We start from the raw sequence: 19,188 nt of genomic DNA, 5'->3' as shown, positions 1-19,188 counted from the left end.
AACAAAAAACGAACTATAAACGCTGTCTTTTGACAGCACGATTAGAACGGGCCGAAAAATGACTGAAAATTCCCGATTAGGTAGTAAAGAACAGATGCTGTATAACGATGAATTGTCGCAGGACAGCTGCGGCGTGGGTTTTATTACTCACAAAAAGAGCGTACAAACTCATGATCTGCTGATTAAATCACACGAAGCGCTTTGCACTATTCCACATCGCGGCGGCATGAGTGCAGAAGGAATTGGCGATGGTGCTGGCGTTAACATTGATTTATCGCTTAAGTTCTTTCGCAAGATCACCGGCATCGAAAATCTGGAACTCGGTCAGTTTGGCGTAGCCAACTTCTTTTTTCCGGAAGATCATGATCACTATGACTCAGCGGCAAGAGAACTTGTTAACCGCCACTTCGAGGCATTTGATCTGCCAATTATTCAATGGCGAGACGTCCCGGTTGATAATGCCGTGCTCAATTCCGCTTCGGTCAAAGCACAGCTGCCTATCAAGCAGGTGATTTTCGACCGCCCGAAGCATTTAAAAACGGCTACGCATGATCAGTTTGAAAAGCATATTCAGACCACCTTGCTGGCTATTGAAGTTGAAGGCTTCTCGCGCCCTGAATTGAACGGCTTTTATCCTTTATCCATGAGTTCGCGTACACAGGTTTACAAAGGCCGGCTCAACTCTTTTGAAGTCATTCCGTACTTTATAGATCTGCGCGACAAGGATCACGAGATCAACACACTGTTTTTCCATACCCGTTTTTCAACCAACACAGCTCCGGCCGCACTGATGGCTCAGCCATTCCGTTACATGGCCCATAACGGCGAGCTGAACACCGACAAGAAAAACCGCTTGAGCGAAAACGCCATCGCGCGCCAGCACAACAAGCACATCGTGTTCCCGTGCGGCCAGTCAGACTCCGGCCGTCTGGACCAAACCCTGACGCGCCGCATCAACGAAGACAATCTAAATATCGTCACAGCAGTGCTGGCGATGATGCCGCCAGCCTGGGAAAACGATACAACACTGTCGCCGCAAGTACGCGCCATGCTGGAATATTTCAGCTTGTACGAAGAAAAGAACGACGGTCCGGCGGCATTGATTTTCAGCGACGGCATACGTGTTGGCGCACGCCTGGACCGTCTCGGCCTGCGCCCCTTACGCTCGGTTGAAACCGAAAACTATCTGGCTGTCATGTCAGAAGCCGGGCAAATTGATTTCCCTCCGAAGGAAGTCTTAAAACGCGGACGCATTGAAGCCGGCGGCATGATCTGCTTCGACCACAGCACCGGCGAAGCTTACAACACCCACCAGATTATGGAGCGCCTGGCCCAGGAGCAAGACTACCAGGCGTTACTGGCGCAACGCTGCATCCATATGCCGGAACTGCCGAAAGTTGAGCTGTCCGAGATTAATGACGCGTATTCCTTCACGATAGACCAGCGGCACACCGCTTACTCGCTCAACCAGGAAAGCTTCAGATTCCTGCTTGACCCGATGCTGGCTACCGGCATGGAAAAAATATCGGCCATGGGCTACGGTATCGCGCCTAACGCGCTGTCGGGCACGGAAGGGGGCATGTCGCGCTATTTCAGCCAGCGCTTCGCACAGGTCACCAATCCGCCGCTCGATTCGCTCAGAGAGAGCGACGGCATGACCTTGCGCGTGGCCTTGGGCGCCAAACCGACTTTTTCCGATGAGTACAGCAAACAGCTCGTTATCGACTCGCCGATTCTGCTGCGCACTCAACTGGAACAGATCCGCAGACAAGCAGCGGTCAGCGTCGTCACGCTGGACATGCTGTATACGCCTGACTTCAATGACGCGAAGTGCAACGAAGAGTCTTTGGAAGCGGCGTTACTAGCCGTCTGCGAGCAGGTTGAGAGTGCCGCGCGAAAAAACACCGGCATCATCATCCTGAGCGACGCCAACATCGATAAAGACAAAGCCGCCATTCCGGCCCTGCTGATGATTGCGGCCGCCAACCAGCATCTGGTTAAACACGGCCTGCGCTTTAATTCATCGTTGATCGCGGAAACCGGACAGGCAGCCAGCTCGCATGATATCGCCACGATCCTAGGTTTCGGCGCTTCGGCGGTCTGCCCTATCAGCGTGCATAACCGCGTGCTCAGCCATTATGCAGCGGATGAACGGCAAAAAGCGCTGTACAATTTCCAGAAAGCCGCTGAAAAATCGCTCATGAAAACCATGGGCAAATTTGGCCTATGCACCGTGGAAAGCTATATTGGCGGGGAATTCTTCGAATCCAACTATCTGGATACCAATGAGCCCAAGCTGCGCCCTTACTTTCCAAACATCCATGCAGCAGTCGGAGGGGCGCGTTATGCCGATATCGCGGCCAGCGCGACAGAATGGCATCAAAAAGCACTGTCTGTGCACGAGGAAAAAGACATCCCATTCCTCGGACTATTCAAGGAGCGCCAGGACGGCGCCGGCCACAGTTTCGGCAATACTGCGGTCCGGGAATATATCAACATGACCGATGAGGAGATTCTGTATATCCCTCAGGATAAATCGCCCGTCGCCAGCGACACGGCCTACACCGATTTCGGCTATAACAAGCGTACCCCGGGGCAAATCGACGCCTTCGGCATCACGCCGGCTTATCGCAGCTTTACCAAAAACCTGTATCTTGAGCGCGAATCCAGGCCGGCCGCCTTGCGCGACATCATGGATTTTCCGGCTGACGTCAGCACGGCCGAAACCGTTGCCGATTTCAACCGCATTCTCGGCAGGCAGAGTTTGTACGGCAATATCAACTATTTAATCCGCGGTCTGAAGGTCGACCAAGCCGACAACGCTTCTTTCAGCATCAGCTTCACTGAAAATTCATCCGAAGCGCGTTTGGAGCAACTGTCGCAGCACTTTAAAAAACGCTTCGCCGATACTGAATTCAGTGCGGCAGCCATAGGCAGTACGCTAAATATCAAAGTAGCCGACACTGATAGCCTTCTGACTAACTATTTATCGTCCATCCAGAGCGCTCGCGATCCGATTGCCTTGACCGATGTACAACCGGCCCATGAAATCACCGCAACCCTGGCCTCCGGCGCGATGAGTCACGGCGCTTTGCTGGCAGAAGCACACGAAGCGGTCGCCCAGGGCACGAACATTGTCGGTGCGCTCAGCAACTCCGGCGAAGGCGGCGAGCATTCCAGCCGTTTCAACACGCTGCGTTCGAGCAAAATCAAACAATTCGCGTCAGGCCGTTTTGGCGTCTGGGCCGGCTATCTGGCCGACCCCAATATCCAGGAGATTGAAATCAAGATCGGCCAGGGCGCAAAACCGGGCGAAGGCGGTCAGCTGCCTGCGCCCAAAGTCTCGGTCGAAATTGCCGCTCTGCGCGGCGGCACGCCCAAAGTGGAACTGGTCAGCCCGCCGCCGCATCACGATACCTACTCTATCGAAGATTTGGGGCAATTGATTCATGACGCCAAAGCTGCGCGCGTAAAAGTCGGCGTCAAGCTGGTGTCATCAGAAGGCATCGGCACAATTGCCGTCGGCGTCGCCAAAGCCGGAGCCGACGTGATCAACGTAGCCGGCAATACCGGCGGTACCGGCGCGGCAGCCGTAACCAGCCTGAAAAACACCGGCCGCTCGCCTGAAATCGGTATCGCCGAAGTGCATCAGGCACTGGCCGTCAACGGTCTGCGCGACAAAGTCGTATTGCGTTGCAGCGCCGCCCATCAAAGCGGATTGGACGTCGTTAAATCGGCTATTTTAGGCGCCGACTCCTTTGAATTCGGCACCACAGCATTAATGATGCTGCGCTGCGTCATGGCCAAGAACTGTAACATCAAATGCCCGGCCGGCCTGACCACCGAGCATGAAGAGTTCAAAGGCGATGCGCGCGTACTGGCCCAATACTTCATGAATCTGGCTCACGAAGTCAGGGAAATACTGGCCGTATTAGGCTACCGAAGCCTGCGCGAACTGCGCGGCAAAACCGAGCTATTGCACCTGATCAATCACGAAGCCATGATCGGCCAGCTGGATCTGACCCGCCTGCTTGCGCAAGCGAACGAGGTAAAAATTGAAAACCCGATCTACCTGGAAGCGGACTTCAGCGTTGATGACGCCATTATCAAACGGTTTAAAACCGACATTATTGACGGCAATAAACAGCAACTCATTATCGAAGGCGCCGATTTCAAACTGAACAACCGCAACAAAACGGTGGGCGGACAGGCAGCGATCGACATCGAGCGCATGCTGGCCTATGAACTCAGCGATGAGCAGGTTTCCCGCTCCAAGATCATTTACACCAACCAGCACGGCCGCCGCTATCTGGCGCCGGACAGCGTGATCATCCGCACGCACGGCTCAGCCGGGCAAAGCTATGCTGCCTTCATGAATGACGGCATGCGCATGGAGCACACCGGCACCTGCAACGACGGCGTCGGCAAATCGGCTTGCGGCGGCATACTGGTCGTCGAATCGCCGGGCGGCGGCATTAAAACACCGGGCAATAACGTGCTGATCGGCAACTTTGCCCTGTTTGGCGCCAGCGGCGGCAAGGCCTTTGTCAACGGCGAAGCCGGCGACCGGTTTGCGGTCCGAAACTCGGGCGCCATGGCGGTCGTCGAAGGTGTGGGCGATTTCGCCTGCGAATACATGATCAACGGCGCCGTATTGAATATAGGCGGGTTCGGCAAAGGTTTCTGCAACGGCATGTCCGGCGGCAATGCCTATCAGTATGATCCGGAAGACCGGCTAGAAAGCTTGTACGACAGCTCGTCCGTGGAGCTGCACCGCCTGACCGAGGATACCGATACGGCCCGAGCTCATGAACAGTTCATTCTGTCTATGCTCGAGCAGCATGCCAGCTATGCCAACTCAAGCAGGGCCAGATGGTTGCTCGATAACTGGGCTACCGAACGCGCGCATTTCAAATTTACGCTGCCGTTATGGCTCTATAAAACCCAGACAGCCAAATACTTGCAGCAATCGCTGGATCGCAAGGAAATGATCGAGGAATTGTCGCTGGCACTGGCGGCTGAACAGGTTGAGCAGGTCAGACGGGCGTACCAGACAACACAACCGTTGTTTGGCGGCGCGATTCCGGATTACGGCACAACCGATACAGCATTGATGTTCAAGCTGGTAAACAGTTTCTCCGTGTTTGAGAAAGCCCAGTCTTACGCCCGCGACATGCTGAAGCATCTGCCTGAAGCGTTGCAGACTCAAAGCCAGATAGAGCAGGCTGCGCGCAAACTGATCATGGAGCGTCCGCGCAAACTGCAGGAAGCATTGGTCAAGAACACTCGCGAAGCTTACAGCAATTACAGTGATGACCAACTTGCCTGCCTGCTGGCAGCCAAACGTCTGAATGATTACAAGAAGACACTAATCCTGCGTGATGTACAGAGTATTTATTCGATAGGCTCCACTGCCTGGATTATTGAACAGGACAAAATCAACAGAGAGGCGTTGGCCGGCATTCCTTGTATCGAAGAATATCTGGCCGGACTCGTCGGATTAAGCATCGTCCAGGACATGATGAGCGCACAACCCGCTTAAATCCATTCTTTTTACAACACATCGGCCTCCCCTCTAAAAAGGGAGGCCGATCTACAGACAGTGATTTGTTAGTAACTCAAATGAAAACACCTCATATCCCACTCGACGCTCCCTACAGCGATAGTCAGCGCGCATGGCTTAGCGGCTTTTTTGCCGGCATGCATACACATATGATCCAAAGCGCCGGCACTGCTAACCAAGCCGATGCCCGCATCATCAACATTTTGTACGGCAGCCAGACCGGCAATGCCGAATCGATCGCGCATGATGCCGCCAATGTTGCGAAAACACATGGCTTGAAACCTCTGATAAAAAGCATGGATGAGGTTGAAATTAGTCAGCTCGCTTCCATGGAATACCTGCTGATCGTGACCAGCACTTACGGCGAAGGCGAAATGCCCGACAACGCCCAAATGCTGTGGCAGGCTGTTTCCACCGATTCAGCACCGGCTCTTAACAACATGAAATTTTCAGTGCTGGCACTGGGCGACACCAGTTACGACTTATTCTGTAAAGCGGGCATAGACTGGGATAGAAGATTGGCCGAACTGGGCGCAACGCGCATTTATGACCGCACTGACTGTGACGTCGATTTTGAAGAACCGGCATCGAACTGGATCAGCGCCGTTATTCCACACATGGCTGAAGGGGCGGCATCGCCTACGGTGATTGTCGATGTCGAAGCAGCTCATGCAGAAAAGCCTCAATACAACCGAAAAAATCCGTTCCCGGCCAGAATGCTTGTTAACCGGCTTCTGACGGCCGAGTCGTCATCAAAAGAAACACGGCATTACGAGATTTCCATTATCGGTTCCGGGTTAAGCTATGAAGCCGGCGATGCCTTATGCGTGGCACCGACCAACTGCCCCAAACTGGTCGCCGACATCCTTACTGCGCTCGGCTGCAAGGGTGATGAAGACGAACCGGTCAACGGTGAATCCATCGCTTTGCATGAAGCATTACGCACGCAATTCGAAATCAAACTGCCCAGCAAGGAATTCATTGAAGAGATTGCCAGCCGTTCAGGCGATCAGGAACTCAACGGCATTCTGGAATCGGGCGACAAGGACAAACTGGCCGATTATTTATGGGGCCGTGACATACTGGACCTGCTGTTGCAATTCCCGCAAGTGGAATTCTCGGCCGCCGAATTCATAAGCCTGCTGAAACCGTTGCAGCATCGCGCCTACTCGATCTCCTCCAGCGGCAAAATGCATCCTGACACCGTGCATTTGACTGTGGCCAGCGTGCGCTATGAAAGTTATGACCGCCAGCATAAAGGCGTCTGCTCAACTTTTCTGGCTGATCTGGTCGATGACGAAACCGAAGTGCGAGTCTTCTTTACCCCTAACAAGGTCTTTAGAGTGCCTGACGACAACAGCCTGCCGATGATCATGGTCGGCCCCGGCACCGGCATCGCGCCATTCCGGGCCTTCCTGCAGGAACGCGAGTACAGAAATGCGCCCGGCAAAAACTGGCTGTTCTTCGGCGATCGCAATTCCGCAACCGATTTTATCTACCGTGAAGAACTGGAAGCCATGCAGCAAAAAGGCTTACTGACCCGATTGGATCTGGCATTCTCCAGGGATCAGAAGGAAAAAGTTTATGTGCAGGACCGCATGCGTGAAAACGGCGCCGAACTGTTCGCCTGGCTGGAACAGGGCGGTTATTTCTTCGTCTGCGGCGATGCCTACCACATGGCCAAGGATGTCGATAAAGCGCTGCATGACGTGATTGCCGAGCACGGCAAAATGTCGGAACAGCAGGCCATCGATTATGTCAATCAACTGAAAAAAGACAAACGTTACGTCAGAGACGTTTATTAACTCTTATTGGAAAAAGCATCCAGGAGTGACCAACCAGTCGCTCCTGGCATCCGTACTTCCGTTCTGAATACCAGCCTTAGGCAGGCATCCGCCCTTCGCTCAGATACCTTTCCGTTTGCATCTCGACCAGCCTTGATTGGGTTCGCTTGAATTCAAAAGCCCCGTGATCTGTACAAAGCTGATCAACAGATGCCGCGGCAGTACAGATCAGTTTCACGTTATGTTCGTAGAGTACATCGATCAGGATCACGAAGCGTTTCGCTTCGTCCTTGTTTTCCAAGGAAAATCTGGGGATATCCGAAATCAGCAAAGTATTGAATTCCCGGGCAATCGCCAGATAATCGGCTGCGCCTAGCGGTCTGCTGCAAAGCTCTCTGAAAGAGGTAAACAGAATATCGCCATGCGCCGCCGCAAAATGAACCTTTCGGCCCTGCACTTGCAAAACTAAGGGTTCCGTTGCAGCGCTATTGGTCAGGTGGTTGTAGCTTTGCCGCAGAAACGCATTTCCTGACTCGCCAAGCGAGGCATGGAAAGTCGTCGATAACGCCTTGAGGTGCGTCAAACGGTAATCTTCTTTAGCTACCAGCTCCAGAATTTCAGCGGATTGCTTAAGCAAGGCAATAAACGGCAGGAACAGCTCCCGTTGCAGGCCGTCTTTATAAAGCGCATCGGGATGGTAATTGGATGTAGCGACCATAATGACGCCTTTTTTAAACAACTGTTTAAATAAGCGCGCCAGCATCATGGCATCGGCGATATCATTGACAGTAAACTCATCGAAACATAACAGCAGCGTAGATTTTCGAATATGTCTGGCCAATGCGGGAATCGGATCGCCATCGTGGGATTGTCGCCATTGATGGATAAGATGGTGAACTTCCTGCATAAAGGCATGAAAGTGAACACGCCGCTTCTGTTTGATCGGACAGGCTTGAAAAAAGAAATCCATCAGCATGGATTTACCCCTGCCGACGTCGCCGAATATGTAAAGGCTCTTGCCTTGCTCAGGCTTGGCTGAAAGCAGTTTCCCCAGCGTCAGTTTGCTGTCGTAATCGGCTTTTTCCAAGAGGGTGTCCAGCAACTGCTGCAAATGGCCCAAGACTTCCACTTGAGCATCATCATTCTGGATATGACGTTTAACAACCAGTTCCTGGTAATGTTTTTCCAGAATCCCATTATCCGAGGCGGCATAATGGGGCGCTAAACAGTCATATTGTCGCAATAAAGGTTTGAACATGAAAAGGTTAGTCGTAGGAGAACTCAAAGCGCTTCGGACTTGATTTTTGCGCACCGCTTGCATCGGTAAACAGTGACCAGCTTTCCCTGCTTGACATCAAACTGTTTTTCATTGATTACTTCCCATTTATGAAAGCCGCTGCGGCATAAGGTGTTGCCTTTATGCAGTAGCGATACTTTCGGCCGTTTAAACTGAACAACATCACCCATCTTTATGCTGAAAAGAGTAACAGAATTCGGCTCATTTCTTGGCGATCGCGTTCCAGGCTGCCAGCCATGTCTGCGATTGGTAGACTTCGGGCTTCTTGTCCAGGGCGCCGGTCAACAGCAGACGCAAAGTCTGGTTGATGATGCCGAAAAAAAATGCATACCCGAGAACCGGATCCATATTACGTATTTCCCCGGCCTTGATACCGGCCTGGATGATCTTGATAATCTTTGAGAAAGGCGCCGTTTCCAGCAAGGGCTTTTCTTCCGGCAAGAACTCATGGATTTTCAAAACCAGCAAGAATTGCACCACATCGGGCGCTTCAGTAGTCAGCCTGAACATTAAATCAACAATTTCGCGCAATTGCTCCGATGATTTTTTATTTCTGCGCCGGATATCGTCGATGGATATGTTCAAGCTATCGAAGATATTGGCATACAACGCCGAGGCAATCGTCTGTTTGTTTTTAAAATGCTGATAAATGCCGCTCGTGGTTTTTATTCCCGCCGCATCTTTAATGTCTGTCAACGAAGTATTGAAATAACCTTTTTCGGCAAATAGTTTCAAAGCCGCCAGTAATATTTCATCCTGTGTTTCAGACTTTAGCTGTATGTTTTCTTTTTCTTTTTCCTTATCCATTTTCTTCTTTCACAGCGAATTCAATGTGCTGTATCTCATATGTTAAATAATCCAAGGATTTACCCGGACTCGCAGCATAGCTACTGCTCCGCGATAGCTGTCAACGCAGCCCTTAAGTAATTAACCATAGACCACAGTGTTAATAATACGGCAATATACAGGAGAACATACCCTACAATGTTTACTGGAATGCCGGCCAGATCCTCATGATACAACAATAAAGTAATGGCCAACATTTGCGCAGTTGTTTTCCATTTGCCTAGTTGGGAAACCTTGACTTTTGCACGCTTGCCGATTTCCGCCATCCATTCTCTCAATGAAGCAATCGTTATTTCCCTGCCGATGATAACGGCGGCGGCAATAGCCATGTAGGGATTTGGCTGCTGCTGAACAATCAGCACCAGGACAATAGCCACCATCAGCTTATCGGCCACCGGATCCAAGAAAGCGCCGAAGGGCGTTTCTTGCGCCATTTTTCTGGCCAGATAACCATCCAGCCAGTCCGTAACGCCCGCAACAATAAAAATCAACGTACAGGCCAAGTTGGAGTATTGCCAGGGCAGATAAAAAATAACTGCTAACAAAGGAATTAATATAATTCTTAACAGGGTAAGCGCTGTCGGTAAGTTAAATATCATCTTGATGATGGAATAGTTCGTAAATTCGTTGTGCTAATTGCTGGCTTATGCCATCTATGCTGCAAAGTGCATCCACGCCCGCTCGTGAAATGCCTTGCAGCCCCCCAAATTGTTTCAATAAAATCTGCCGCCGCTTAGGCCCCAATCCTGGAATAGTTTCCAATACCGACTGTTTTTTTGCTTTACCTCGACGCTGCCTGTGTCCTGTTATCGCAAACCGGTGCGCTTCATCGCGGATATGTTGAATCAATAATAAACCGCTAGCGCCAGGCGTCATATCAATGGGCTGATCCTGATCAACCAGAATCAGTTTTTCCATGCCGGGTTTTCTGTCCGGTCCTTTCGAAATACCCACTATCATAACATTGTTTATGTCTAATTCCGCTAATGCCTTTTGGGCGGCATGCACCTGTCCTTTGCCGCCGTCGATAAATAATATGTCGGGCGCCATATGCTCCCCTTGCTTCAGTCGTTTAAAGCGTCTGAATACGGCCTGATGAATAGCGGCATAATCATCGCCCCCGGCTATCCCTTCGATATTGAAACGGCGGTACGCTGATTTTACCGGACCTTCCCTATCAAAAACAACGCAGGATGCAACCGTCTGTTCGCCCTGGGTATGACTGATATCAAAGCACTCCAGACGTCTGGGCAACTCCGTGCAGCCAAGCTCTTCCTGCAGGCTGAGAAACCGGGCGTAAAGCCCCTGTTTATCCGACAGCTTGCTCAGCAATGCATTTTCTGCATTCGCGCAGGCCATTTGCAGCCATTTTAAACGCTCTCCTCTGACTCTGGGAGAAATATTGACGGCATGCTTGGCTTGGCCGGCCAACACTTCCGTCAACAGATCGGTTTCTTCCAGCTCATGGCTGACGATCAATTCATAAGGCGCTTGCCTCTCCAGATAATATTGCGGAATAAACGCCTGCAGAATGCTGGCCGGGTCATGTTCATCGGTTATTTTCGGGAAAAACAGCTTATTGCCCAGATGCTGCCCGTTACGGATAAAAAATACCTGGATGCAGGCCACGCCTGCCTTGCTGGCACAGGCGATGATATCGACATCGCCGCGCTCGCCATGGACGAAGTTCTTTTCCAGCACGGAGCGCAATTTCAAAATCTGGTCTCTGTAGATGGTAGCCTGCTCATAATCAAGCTCTGCAGCCGCCTTCTCCATCTTGGCAACCAACTGGTCGATCAGCAAACTACCCTTGCCCTCCAGAAACAGGATCGTGCTGTCTACATCCTGGGCGTAGGCCGATTTGTCAATCAACCCCACGCACGGCCCGGTACAGCGCTCTATTTGATACTGCAGGCAAGGCCGAATCCGGTTGTTATAAACGGAGTCCTCACATTGCCGAACAGGAAATATCTTTTGCAGCAGCTTCAGCGTTTCCCTGACGGCACCGGCGCTGGGATAAGGGCCGAAATAGCGGCCACGCTTGTTCTTTGCGCCGCGATGCAAGGTGATGCGCGGAAAATCCTGCTCAGTGGACAGAAAAATATAAGGATAGGATTTATCGTCCCTTAAACAGATATTATAGCGAGGCTTATACCGTTTGATCTGCTGGCATTCCAGCAATAAAGCCTCGCCTTCGGTATGCGTGACAGTCACTTCGATGGCGGCCACTCTGGCGACCATCGCCTGCTGCTTGGGCGAGGCCGTTTGCGGCTTGAAGTAACTGGAAACGCGGTTTTTCAGGTTTTTAGCCTTGCCGATATAAATAATCTCGCCTTCCTTATTGAGCATTTTGTAAATGCCAGGACGCGTGGTCAGGCTTTTTAAAAACGCTTTTACATCAAAAGCATTTTCAGAAATCTCAACATTCACTCTCTATCCAATAATGTCCCAATCGTACGAAAAATATCGGCAAACATCGCTTTTGTCAGCCTGTTGGTCTGCACGTTATAGCGACTGGTATGGTATGAATCGATCATCATTCGCCCACCCGGCAATTCGTGCAATATATTATGACCAAATTTCGAGCTATTCAGTTTCAATTCATAGGCTTTCAATACCGCCTGATGCGCTATAGTCCCCAGCGCCAGTATGACAGCGCCTTGCGGCAATGTTTTTAACTCGGCGGCCAGAAAATTGTTGCATAGCGCTATTTCCGCACTCGTCGGCTTGTTTTGCGGAGGCAGGCATTTCACGGCATTGGTTATGCGGCAATTTTTGAGCGCCAGGCCATCGGCCAGTGATTCGGATATGGGCTGATTGCTGTAACCGAATTCATACAATGCCTCATACAACAGCAGCCCCGCATAATCGCCCGTAAACGGCCGCCCCGTTGCATTGGCGCCATGCATGCCGGGCGCTAGGCCGACAATCAGCAGCCGGGCATCGGGATCGCCAAACGGCGCCACCGGGCGGGCGTGATAGCTTGGATAGTTCTGCTTAACTTCCAGCAGAAATTCGTCCAGCCTTTTACACTGCCGGCACTCTTGATCGAATATTTTTGTTAATTTCATGCTTACAAAAAAGGGCCTTAACGGCCCTTTCTCTCTTATAGCAGCGAATATATTATTCTTTGTCCGCTTCTTTCATACTGAGTCTGACTCTGCCTTGACGGTCGATTTCGAGCACTTTCACTCTGACCACATCGCCCTCAGACAATCTGTCGCTGACTTTATCAACATGCTCGTCCGAAATTTGCGAGATGTGCACCAGGCCGTCCTTACCGGGCAGTATCGTTACGAAAGCGCCGAAATCCATCAAGCGGGCGACTTTGCCTTCATAAACTTTGCCTACTTCCACTTCAGCCGTGATTTCCTCGATCAGATGGCGCGCTTCTTCGCCGGCCGCCTTATCAACTGAAGCAATCTTGACGAGGCCGTCATCGGTCAAATCGATGCTTGCCCCGGTTTGTTCGGTAATGCCGCGAATCGTCGCGCCGCCCTTACCGATCACTTCACGGATCTTGCTAGGATCAATTTTGAAGGTAATGATGCGTGGCGCATAATCGGACATCTGCTCGCGCGTCGTAGACAGCGCCTTGTTCATTTCGCCCAGAATATGCAAGCGGCCGCGTTTTGCCTGTTCCAGAGCCGTCTTCATGATTTCGGCGGTAATACCGTCGATTTTGATATCCATTTGCAATGCAGTAATGCCGCTCTCGGAACCGGCCACTTTGAAATCCATGTCGCCCAGGTGATCTTCATCGCCCATGATATCGGATAACACTGCAAAGCTGTCGCCTTCCTTGATCAGGCCCATGGCAATACCGGCTACCGGTGATGCAATAGGCACACCCGCATCCATTAATGCCAGACTGCTGCCGCAGACGGAAGCCATGGAACTTGAACCGTTTGACTCGGTGATTTCGGAAACGACGCGAATCACGTATGGGAATTCATCCATATTAGGCAAAACTGCCTGAACGCCACGCTTCGCTAAACGGCCATGGCCGATCTCGCGGCGTTTTGGCGAGCCGACAAAACCGGTTTCTCCGACGCTGAACGGAGGAAAGTTGTAATGCAGCATGAACTGCTCTTTGTATTCGCCGGACAGCGCATCGATAATTTGCGCGTCGCGTTGAGTACCCAGGGTCGCGACCACCAAAGCCTGCGTTTCGCCGCGCGTAAACAAGGCGGAACCATGGGTTCTGGGCAGTACGCCGGTTCTGATCGTGATCGGCCGAATTGAATCCAGAGCGCGTCCATCGATACGTTTGCCTTCCAAAGTGGAATTGCGGACTATCTTTTTTTCCAGATGCTCGATAATGGCGCGGATATCCTGTTCTGCGTATTGCCCTTCGACTGTCAGTTTTTCTACAGCCGCATTTCTGATCTCTTTCAGCTGTTCTTGTCTGACCAGCTTTTCAGGCACTTGGTAAGCGGCTTTAATACCGGCTTCCACTTCCGCGGTTACCAGTTTTACTAGCTCAGCATCGGCTTCAGGAGCCGTAAAATCAACAGTTGCCGCACCGGCGAGTTGGGCGAATTCGTTAATGGCATTGATGGCTGTCTGCATTTGTTCGTGACCGAACAAAACCGCGCCCAGCATGACTTCTTCAGATAAGTTGCGAGCTTCTGATTCAACCATCAAAACGGCTTTCGCAGTACCGGCGACGACCAGTTCCAGTTCGGAATCTTTCAATGCCGCAGGGGATGGATTCAATAAATAACTGCCGTCTTTGTAGCCGACGCAAGCAGCGCCTACCGGGCCGTTAAAGGGCAATCCTGAAACAGCCAATGCGGCCGAAGCCCCCAGTAAAGCTGGAATGTCAGGATCAACTTCCGGGTTCAATGACACGACAGTAGCGATAATTTGAACTTCGTTCGTATAACCATCCGGAAAAAGAGGACGGAGCGGTCTATCGATTAAACGAGACGTTAAAGTCTCTTTTTCACTAGGACGTCCTTCTCTCTTGAAGAAACCGCCTGGGATTTTGCCAGCGGCGTATGTTTTTTCCTGATAATTAACAGTCAGTGGGAAAAAATCGCCACCATTAGCTTCTTTTTTACCAACGACTGTGACCAGCAATGAGGTGCCATCGACATCGATCATAACAGCGCCGTCTGCTTGACGAGCTATTTCACCGGTTTCTAATGTTACGAGCTGATCGCCGTACTGAAATTCTTTCCTAATAGGATTCACTATAAGGTTCCTTTGTATAAAGGTTATTTGAAGATTTATTCAATCCATGACTTGCTAAAGCAGAAACGGCACCTTATGTGCCGTTTCTTTTTTGCTTTTTTTATTTGCGTAAGCCTAGACGCTCAATTAATGAACGATAACGATTACCGTCTTTATTTTTCAAATAATCCAGCAACTTGCGACGCTGATTAACCATGCGCAGCAGACCGCGACGAGAATGGTTGTCTTTTTTGTGGGTTGCAAAGTGCGGTGTTAAATGAGTAATGTGTGCGGTCAACAAGGCAATTTGCACTTCGGGTGAACCGGTATCGTTTTCTGACAGTCGATAAGCTTCTACGACTGCTTTTTTCTGTTCTGCAGTGAATGGCATTTATAATCCCTATTAAGATTAAAAAATTAAAAATAAAGTTGCCTGTTATGACAACTAATGAATACCCTGTCTCCACGATAGGGGGTAGAAACAGGTGTAATTTTTAGCCTGAGAACCATTCGATTCAGGCAGGCTCGTCGTTCAGATTGAACAATTTTTTCGGCGCTAGTTTACCATCCAATAGCATTTCTCCCAAGCCCAAAAAAACCTTGGTATGGTACATACGCACCATGCCGGGCAAGACTTCTTTAATCTTGAGCGCTTGCCCTTGCTTTATACGGATAGCCTCGCTCTCGGACAGCTGCACAGCAGGTATGAACTCTAAAGGCTTATCGACATCAATCAGGCATTGCTGCAGTTCCTGCTCATCCATTTCGGCCAACTGCTCCAGGGTCTTGGCATTTTCAATACTGAACCGGCCGGCTTCCAGCCGACGCAGCTCTTTTACCGTTCCACCGCAGCCGAGTTCGTGGCCGATATCTTCCGCCAATGAACGGATATAGGTGCCTTTCGAACAGCGAACGTCCAGTCTCAACTGATCTTTCGAAAAATCCAGCAATTGCAAGTCATATATTGTGATGCGCCTGGCTTTCCGATCCACGGTTTCACCGGCCCGGGCCAATTCATAGAGCTTTTTGCCATTGTGCTTTAAAGCCGAATACATCGGAGGCACCTGATCGATTTCACCGGTGAACTTTTTCAGACAGGCGTTGATGGCATCAACAGTCAGTTCGGGCACCGGCCTGGTCTCAAGAACCTGACCTTCCGCGTCACCCGTATCGGTCATGACGCCAAGCTGAACCAGCGTCTGGTAACGTTTGTCATCATCGAGCATTAGCGCCGAAACCTTGGTCGCCTCGCCGAAGCACAGAGGCAACAAGCCTGTTGCCAATGGGTCCAGACTGCCGGTATGCCCGGCTTTGTTGGCGTCAAACAAACGCCTGACTTCCTGCAAGGCTTTGTTTGAAGAAACCCCCAGGCGTTTGTCCAGCAACAGGATGCCGTGGACATTGCGCCCGGATTTGCGTTTACTCATTCCCGGCTAATCCTTGTCTTTCTTATCCAGATCGCTTAAAAGCTCGGCAACGCGCATGCCGGTATCGAACGAATCATCGTAATAGAAACGCAATTCGGACATATGCCTTAAACGCATCCTCTTGGCCAGCTCATGCCGGATAACAGGCGCCATCTCGTTCAGCCACTTGACATTGTTGCGCTTGCCCTGCTCGTCGGCATTCAGGACCGTAACGTAAACCTTTGCCACGGCCAGATCCTTGCTGACTTCAACTTCATTAATAGTAATAAAGCCCAACCTGGGGTCATCAATATCTCGTTGCAGAATCAATGAAAGCTCTTTCTGCATCTGCGATGAAACGCGCGCGCTACGACCGAATTCTTTTGCCATAAGGGTTACAGTTCCCGTTTAACTTCTATACGTTCAAACACCTCGATCTGATCGCCGACTCTGACATCGTTGTAGTTTTTCACACCGATACCGCACTCCATGCCCATCTTGACTTCAGTCGCATCTTCCTTGAAGCGGCGCAACGATTCCAGTTGCCCTTCGTAGATAACCACATTGTTGCGCAGCACGCGTATCGGCAGATTTCTCTTAACATAGCCGTCGATAACCATACAGCCGGCGATAGCGCCGAACTTAGGCGACCGGAAGACATCGCGAACTTCAGCAAGACCGACAATCTGTTCCTTGATTTCAGGCGCCAGCATGCCGCTAATGGATTTTTTGACTTCATCAATCGCATCATAGATGACGCTGTAATAATGCAGGTCAACGCCTTTCTCTTCGATCAGTTTCCGGGCCGTCGCATCGGCACGAACGTTAAAGCCCATCAGAATCGCCCCCGAAGCCAGCGCCAGGTTGACGTCGCCTTCATTGATACCGCCGACGCCGCCATAAACGACCTTTACCTCGACCTCTTCCGTTGACAGACTAATCAAGGATTCGCGCAACGCCTCCAGGCTTCCCTGAACGTCAGTCTTGATAACCAGATTCAAGCTCGCGGTTTCTCCGCTGGCCATCTTCGAGAAGACTTCATCCAGTTTCGATGCCTGCTGAGCGGCATGGCGGCTGGTCTTGCTCCTGTCTTCACGGTGTTCGGCCAATTCTCTGGCAATTCGTTCATTTTGCACGACTAAAAATTCATCGCCGGCATTCGGTGTGCCCGATAAGCCGAGAATTTCCACCGGAGCACTCGGAAGGGCTTCTTTAATAGCTTTGCCGTTCTCATTGAACATGGCCCTGACGCGGCCGAATTCATGGCCGCACAGAACGATCTGGCCTTTTTCCAGCGTGCCTTTTTGTACCAGCACCGTTGCCACGGCACCACGACCTTTATCGAGCCTTGATTCAATGACAATACCGGATGCCGCACCTTCAACCGGTGCGGTCAATTCCAGAATTTCCGCCTGCACGATCAAGGCTTCGATCAAATCGTCAATGCCTTCACCCGTTTTAGCCGAGATTTTCAGGAATTGCACATCACCGCCCCATTCTTCGGGCACGACATTGATAGCTGACAACTCCTGCATAACCTTATCAGGGTTGGCATCAGGCTTATCGATTTTATTGATCGCAACGATAATCGGCACATTGGCTGCTCTGGCATGCTCAACCGCTTCTTTTGTCTGCGGCATCACACCGTCATCAGCAGCTACGACGACAATAACAACGTCGGTCACATCGGCGCCACGCGCACGCATGGCCGTGAATGCGGCATGGCCCGGTGTATCCAAAAAGGTGACTGAGCCATGATCGGTTTTCACCTGATACGCACCGATATGCTGAGTAATACCGCCTGCCTCACCGGCAGCTACGCGAGTCTTGCGGATATAATCCAGCAACGATGTCTTACCATGATCGACGTGCCCCATAATCGTTACGATAGGCGCCCGTGGTAGCGCAACGCGGTTATCCTCGGCTGTGACTTCAGCCAGCATTTCCCGCTCAAGATCATCTTCGCTTTGCATGATGGCTTTATGGCCCATTTCTTCAACCAGAATGGCCGCTGTTTCCTGATCTATACTCTGGTTGATCGTCGCCATCATGCCTAGCTTCATCAACTGTTTGATCACTTCGGCCGCCTTCACGCTCATTTTCTGGGCGAGGTCGGAAACGATAATAGATTCAGGTATTGTGACGTCTTTCACGATAGGCGCAACCGGCATCTCGAACTGATGCCTGATTTCAGGCGTAGCCGCACGTTCGAATTTGCCGCCTTTTTTCTTGCCGCGTTTGCCTTCCTTACCGCCGGCGCGAGCACCCTCTTCCTGTATTTTCTTCCGTTGCAGCATTTCCTGTTTCGCTGCGGCCTGTTGCCTTACCTTTTCTGCATTTCTTTTAATAGATTCCTCAAGACGACGCTCCTTTTCTTCCTGTTTTTTCCGGATATCTTCGGCTTCTTTTGTTTTGCCGGGTTTTTCGTGCTTATTCTTCTTTTCTTCTTTGAATTTTAAAGCATCATATTCAATCTCGAACTCTGCTTCAGGCTCGGCCTCTGGCTCAACTTCAGCCTTGGCTTCAACTTCCGGCTTAACTTCAGCCTCGGCTTCAACTTCCGGCTCAATTGCAGCCTTTTCAGCTTCTGCCTTTTGAGGCGCTTCGGCCTCCGCTTTCGTCTGTTCTTCACGCAGACGGACTTCTTCGGCCTGCCTTAATGCTTCCTCTTGCTTCAGACGCTCCTCCTGCTTCCGGCGCGCTTCTTCCTCGCGCTCGAGCTGTCTTTGCTGCTCTTCCTGCGCCTGCCTAGCCAGCTCCAGTTCTTTTTGCTCATCAGCTTCGCTAACTTCGGTGCGCTTGATATACGTCTTCTTTTTACGTACTTCAACACTGATTGTCTTGGTCGCACTACCCGGCACACTCGCCTGTTTAAGCTCACTGACTTTTCTGCGCTTCAAAGTCACGCGTTTAGGCGTTCCCTCATCGGAGCCGTCAGACTTGCCATGCCGCTTACGCAAATGCGCCAGCAACTGCATTTTTTCATCATCACTAATGACATCATCAGGGGCGCTAGCGGATAATCCTGCTTCTTTCAGCTGCTCTAATAATCGTTCCAAAGGTATTTTTACTACCTCAGCCAAATGCCGTACTGTTTTATCGCTCATTTCCTAC

The 19,188-nt window shown here is 51.0% G+C and carries 12 protein-coding genes; 2 read left to right on the top strand and 10 right to left on the bottom strand.

Translation table 11 applies throughout. The features are described from left to right. Positions 1-58: 58 nt before the first annotated feature. Together ACTNE6_RS04665 and ACTNE6_RS04660 are read left to right on the top strand one after the other, a co-directional pair. Entirely contained in the window at positions 59-5,542 is a 5,484-nt protein-coding gene (locus ACTNE6_RS04665) for a glutamate synthase-related protein (protein WP_442498770.1), read from the top strand. 80 nt (positions 5,543-5,622) lie between these two features. Next, positions 5,623-7,368, top strand: coding sequence for a sulfite reductase subunit alpha (locus ACTNE6_RS04660; RefSeq protein ID WP_442498769.1), 1,746 nt, complete (start codon positions 5,623-5,625; stop codon positions 7,366-7,368). Positions 7,369-7,444: 76 nt separating this feature from the next. Here ACTNE6_RS04660 and zapE read toward each other — a convergent pair whose 3' ends face one another. The 10 genes from zapE to infB form a co-directional block, all read right to left on the bottom strand. Continuing rightward, positions 7,445-8,605: a cell division protein ZapE gene (zapE, locus tag ACTNE6_RS04655; protein WP_442498768.1), complete on the bottom strand. Its 1,161-nt coding sequence runs from the start codon at positions 8,603-8,605 to the stop codon at positions 7,445-7,447. A 240-nt stretch (positions 8,606-8,845) separates the two neighbouring features. After that, a complete protein-coding gene (locus ACTNE6_RS04650) occupies positions 8,846-9,451 on the bottom strand; it encodes a TetR/AcrR family transcriptional regulator (RefSeq protein WP_194969059.1) in 606 nt (201 codons plus the stop codon). 80 nt (positions 9,452-9,531) lie between these two features. Then, entirely contained in the window at positions 9,532-10,089 is a 558-nt protein-coding gene (gene pgsA, locus ACTNE6_RS04645) for a CDP-diacylglycerol--glycerol-3-phosphate 3-phosphatidyltransferase (RefSeq protein ID WP_194969060.1), read from the bottom strand. After that, positions 10,079-11,920, bottom strand: coding sequence for an excinuclease ABC subunit UvrC (uvrC, locus tag ACTNE6_RS04640; protein WP_442498767.1), 1,842 nt, complete (start codon positions 11,918-11,920; stop codon positions 10,079-10,081). The genes pgsA and uvrC overlap by 11 nt, the downstream gene beginning before the upstream one ends. After that, positions 11,917-12,561, bottom strand: a complete 645-nt coding sequence (locus tag ACTNE6_RS04635; RefSeq protein ID WP_442498766.1) for a uracil-DNA glycosylase — start codon at positions 12,559-12,561, stop codon at positions 11,917-11,919. Before ACTNE6_RS04635 ends, uvrC begins: the two co-directional genes overlap by 4 nt. A 52-nt stretch (positions 12,562-12,613) precedes the next feature. Further along, the gene (gene pnp, locus ACTNE6_RS04630) at positions 12,614-14,689 is read right to left on the bottom strand and encodes a polyribonucleotide nucleotidyltransferase (RefSeq protein WP_442498765.1); all 2,076 of its coding nucleotides are present in this window, start codon (positions 14,687-14,689) and stop codon (positions 12,614-12,616) included. Between the two features lie 100 nt (positions 14,690-14,789). Next, on the bottom strand, positions 14,790-15,059 hold the full coding sequence (gene rpsO / locus ACTNE6_RS04625) for a 30S ribosomal protein S15 (protein WP_194969064.1): 270 nt from the start codon (positions 15,057-15,059) through the stop codon (positions 14,790-14,792). Positions 15,060-15,183: 124 nt separating this feature from the next. Then, positions 15,184-16,095, bottom strand: coding sequence for a tRNA pseudouridine(55) synthase TruB (gene truB / locus ACTNE6_RS04620; RefSeq protein WP_442498764.1), 912 nt, complete (start codon positions 16,093-16,095; stop codon positions 15,184-15,186). A gap of 6 nt (positions 16,096-16,101) precedes the next feature. Next, a complete protein-coding gene (rbfA, locus tag ACTNE6_RS04615; protein ID WP_194969066.1) occupies positions 16,102-16,464 on the bottom strand; it encodes a 30S ribosome-binding factor RbfA in 363 nt (120 codons plus the stop codon). Positions 16,465-16,469: 5 nt separating this feature from the next. Next, positions 16,470-19,181, bottom strand: coding sequence for a translation initiation factor IF-2 (gene infB, locus ACTNE6_RS04610; protein ID WP_442498763.1), 2,712 nt, complete (start codon positions 19,179-19,181; stop codon positions 16,470-16,472). Positions 19,182-19,188 lie beyond the last annotated feature (7 nt).

Origin of the sequence: Methylobacter sp. sgz302048 (assembly GCF_052162025.1) — a bacterium.
GTDB lineage: Bacteria > Pseudomonadota > Gammaproteobacteria > Methylococcales > Methylomonadaceae > Methylobacter.
The sequence above is the reverse complement of the archived record's forward strand: the minus strand, read 5'-3'. Positions and strand labels throughout refer to the sequence as shown.